Origin of the sequence: Megasphaera sp. DJF_B143, assembly GCF_900320625.1 — a bacterium.
Taxonomy (GTDB): domain Bacteria; phylum Bacillota; class Negativicutes; order Veillonellales; family Megasphaeraceae; genus Megasphaera; species Megasphaera hexanoica.
The window spans coordinates 1-4,089 of the sequence record NZ_ONTA01000133.1 but is presented as its reverse complement, the minus strand read 5'-3'; the positions used below and the strand labels follow the sequence as shown (position 1 = coordinate 4,089).

Below are 4,089 nucleotides of genomic sequence, written 5' to 3'. Positions count from 1 at the left end.
CGTAAAAAATTTCAGGCCGTTACGATTATACGGCAGATGACTTGCGGTAATCATGATAGATCCGTCCATATTCGTCTGCGGGAAGACAATAGACATAAACATAGCCGGCGTCGAAGCCATTCCACAATCGTACACCGTCACTCCCATAGCCGTCAGCGCCTGGAACAGAGCGTCCTTCATCATTCCAGCCGATATGCGCGAATCGTGACCTACAGCAATCTGCAGCTGATCTGCCTTTTTCCCCAGCCGGTCTTCCAGAAATGTGACAAATCCGGCAGTAATGCGGTTTACCGCTTCCGGCAGAAGATTGACCTTCTCCCCTGCTATGCCTTCAATAGCGATACCACGGACATCACTGCCGTTCTGTAATTTCAATAACTCTTCCTTAGAAATCATGCCATCCTCCCGTACATCTGAATGTCTTCATCGGCAATTACAATAAGGCCAGCAGGCCATCAATATCGTCTTCCGTCGTAGCCCAGCTGGTAACGAACCGTATAGTCTGTGTCCCATCGGCATTATCCAGCCATTTTTCAAACATGACGTTCTGAGCTAGTTCCGCTGCCTTTTCGCGTGTCATGACAGGGAATATCATATTGGAAACCGGCGTATAAGCAAATTCATATCCTTTCGCTCCAATGCCATGAGCCAGCTTCTGTCCCATCGCATCTGCCTGACGCCCCAGTTTCGTATACAGGTCGTCTTTTAACAGTGCCTGGAACTGGATTCCCAGGAGCATCCCTTTGGCAAAAAGAGCTCCGTTCTGCCGCATAATGGCACGGAAATGCGGTTTCAGCGTATCGTTGACGATGACCACCATTTCGCCGAAAAGGGCACCGCATTTCGTACCGCCAAAATAAAAGGCATCTGCCAGAGCCGCCATATCCTTAAGAGTGACATCATTATAGGAAGAGCCCAGTGCCATAGCCAGGCGTGCCCCGTCAATATACAGATACAGTCCATGGCGGTCGCAGCATGCACGCAAGGCCTTCAATTCATCCAGCGTATAGACGGCGCCCATTTCCGTCGTATCGGAAATGTAGACCACCCGGGGCAGTACCATCTGTTCCATATCGTGGAAGGCAACGACTTTGTCCACGTCTTCCGGAGACACTTTGCCGTCCGTCGTCGGAACGGGCAGCACTTTGTGGCCTGTCGCTTCGATGGCACCGGTTTCATGGGTATAGATATGAGATGATTCGGCAGCGATGACCGCTTCATAGGGACGCATAAAGGCAGCCAGGCAAACCAGATTGGTCAGCGTACCACCGGCAATGAAATGCACGTCAGCATCAGGCTGCCCTGTAATCTGGCGCACGAGCTGTGTCGTTTCTGTACAGAATGTATCATTGCTATAACTGTCGCTGGGCGTCAGATTCTGATCAGCCAGTGCCTGAAAGACCTGTGGATGCGCACCCAGGCTATAGTCATTTTTTAAAAATATCATATCCGTTCCCTCTTTTCCCAAAATATTAAAACAGATTATTCGTTTCTATTATACGAAATGGTCCAGAAAAAAACAATCCGCCTCTCTTACAAATATGCCAGTGCTTCCCGGACCGATGAGACAATATGGGTAGCCGCCTGCTGTACCGGTTCTGGCGCATAAGAGAAAGTAAAAGAAACATCGGCTGCCTTGAGCATAGGCGTATCATTATACGAGTCCCCGATGGCCCCCATCGTACAGATGGCCAGCTTCTCTCTGACTGCCATAAGTCCCGTTCCCTTAGAGCAGTCAGCCCCTACGACATCGACAACACTCGTATTGGCATAGGCAGTCAGTATATTTCCATACTCATGCTGGATATCTCTGGCAATCGACTGGGCTGCCTCATCACTGCCAGCATAAAAAGAGATGCCGTAGATGTCACTGCCTGCCAGATCGGCAAAGGACATGATCCGTGTCTGCCCCGGGAATTTAGGCGGCGTCAGCGTATAAACCGTATCATTGGCCTGAATGACCGTATCCGCCCGTCGTCCGTAGCGGTCATATATTTCTTCGACGCAGTCCCGGGATACGGTTTTCTTCATAAGTACCTGCAAATTGCCATCGAGAACCAACGCCCCCGTTGCCAGGATATAGAAATCAAAATGCACATCGTCCCCGGCCGCCTGACGCACGCCCCTGAGAGACCGGCCTGTACTGACGCCAAACAAGCCGCCTGCCTGCTGGAAATCCCGGATGGATTCCCGGTCTCCCTTGCGGTACGGTTCATCGAGAAACATAAAATACAATGTGTTGTCAAAGTCGCTTGCCATTGCTTTTTTCATCATTATTCCACATTTCCTTTGATATTTTAATATTTTATCATTGACAAAGTTAATCGTTTAATTTATAATATGTTCAAACATAAAGACGACGATGTCTATCCCACATCGTGTCTTTATGTTTTTTTATTACCGTATTTCGCAAGAGGGGGCGAATACCATGTATGTCATGCATATGGAAAAAATCCTTGAAATGAATATGGCGGCATACAAGCGCAAAGAACGGCAGAAAAAAGATGATCAGCCACGCCGCCCGCATAAAGGCCATCCTGCCGGAATCAGCCTGTCCCTGCCGGACATTTGTCCGGTTTTAGGATAGAACATCCAACATAATCCCCGAACGCCCCGGTGTCGTGCACGGACACCGGGGTGTTCACGTCCAGGCAGGAATTATCCTTTTTTAATCCGGTCGTGGATATGCATCATAGCCGGGTTGATGTGACAGTATCCGCCGGGATTTTTATCCAGATATTTCTGATGATATTCTTCTGCTTTGAAGAAATTCTGCAGCGGCAGCACTTCGACGGCCAGGGAACGGCCCGCTTTTTCCGCTACGTGATTGACGACTTTGCGGATATCGGTCAATAAAGCAGGGTTTTTATAATAAATCCCCGTCCGGTAATTGATACCTTCATCTTCCCCCTGCTTATTTACCGACAGCGGATCGATGACCATAAAATAATAATCCAGCAATTGTCCCGTCGGCAATATTTCATCATCATAGGTTACCCTGACCGTTTCTGTATGACCGGTCCGCTGGGATTTTACGTCTTCATAAGTCGGCATTACTGTCCGGCCATTAGCATACCCCGTTTCCGTTTCCTGTACGCCGTCAAATTGATCTAAAAATTTCTGCAGGCCCCAGAAACAGCCACCTGCCAGATAAATCGTCTGAATCATCTCATATCACTCCCGTCATTTTCTATTATAGTATATCGTATTTACTATACCATAAAGGGGCCGGATTGTGTACTCCTTTCCGCATTGCAAAAAAGGGCGTCCCATGCTATGCTTACAACGAGGTGAGGACCATGAATTCCATCATACAATTACCTCCGGCATCTGTCCGGAGAAGGCAGCCAGATTGAACGGATTCAATGCAGTGAAGAAAGGGTGCTGCCAGCATAAAAAGGCACTGAAGCGGACGCTGATTGTCCTCATTTTCTGTTCTGTCCTCTTCTGTGCCCTGGTATTTGCAGCCATTCACGGCGCAGCCCGCCTGTTCAATCACACCATGGCCCGCCAGACTATGCTCCGCGGTACCGTTACCGTAGAAACACTGGCACCGCACATTACAGGGTATGTCCAGTTTACCAATCTGGTCTGGAAAGACCCGGACGGACATCTCATTCTCTACGTTCCCGACGGCAGTCTCAGCGTACGTCCCTGGGACATCATTACCCGTTCCATCAAATCGACGACACTGACCAACATCACCCTCAATGATGCGACAATCGTCGCATACTTCGATGAAAAGAATCACCTGGATATCCTGACCCAGGATGAAGAAAAGAAGGACGGCACAGAAAAAAAACAGCCCCGTTCCTTTCAGGACCGTATCCGCAATATTAATTGGAATGGCCAGAAGCTCCATGCCTCTCTGGATCTACACAACTGCCAGCTGGAATCGTATCACATGAGCCGCCATTACATCATGGAAAGCGTCAATGCCCATATCGGCGTATATACGGGAAAACGGGCGGATATCCAGGTCTCTACCGGACGGTTTGCCGGTACGGCCGTAGGTGACGGCATCGCCATCAAGGGAAAAATCGACCTGACTACTAAAATCCCTACGATAGATCTGCACACGGATATCGT

At 49.1% G+C, this 4,089-nt stretch carries 4 protein-coding genes and 2 pseudogenes; 2 read left to right on the top strand and 4 right to left on the bottom strand.

The window, feature by feature from the left end; genetic code table 11:
* The 3 genes and pseudogenes from DBO31_RS03955 to DBO31_RS03945 all read right to left on the bottom strand — a co-directional run.
* A pseudogene (locus DBO31_RS03955) lies at positions 1–396 on the bottom strand (phosphomannomutase/phosphoglucomutase); the annotation flags it as partial.
* 37 nt (positions 397–433) lie between these two features.
* Positions 434–1,447, bottom strand: coding sequence for a low specificity L-threonine aldolase (locus DBO31_RS03950; RefSeq protein WP_113855576.1), 1,014 nt, complete (start codon positions 1,445–1,447; stop codon positions 434–436).
* A gap of 86 nt (positions 1,448–1,533) precedes the next feature.
* Entirely contained in the window at positions 1,534–2,274 is a 741-nt protein-coding gene (locus DBO31_RS03945) for an HAD hydrolase family protein (RefSeq protein ID WP_059075483.1), read from the bottom strand.
* A 154-nt stretch (positions 2,275–2,428) separates the two neighbouring features.
* On the opposite strand from DBO31_RS03945, the gene DBO31_RS09270 reads away from it, so the two are divergent.
* Complete coding sequence (locus DBO31_RS09270; protein ID WP_154662684.1) at positions 2,429–2,587, top strand: hypothetical protein; 159 nt, start codon at positions 2,429–2,431, stop codon at positions 2,585–2,587.
* Positions 2,588–2,658: 71 nt separating this feature from the next.
* On the opposite strand, the gene msrA is transcribed toward DBO31_RS09270, so the two are convergent.
* The gene (msrA, locus tag DBO31_RS03940) at positions 2,659–3,168 is read right to left on the bottom strand and encodes a peptide-methionine (S)-S-oxide reductase MsrA (protein ID WP_075581421.1); all 510 of its coding nucleotides are present in this window, start codon (positions 3,166–3,168) and stop codon (positions 2,659–2,661) included.
* Positions 3,169–3,352: 184 nt separating this feature from the next.
* On the opposite strand from msrA, the pseudogene DBO31_RS03935 reads away from it, so the two are divergent.
* Positions 3,353–4,089: pseudogene (locus DBO31_RS03935) on the top strand (hypothetical protein); the annotation flags it as partial.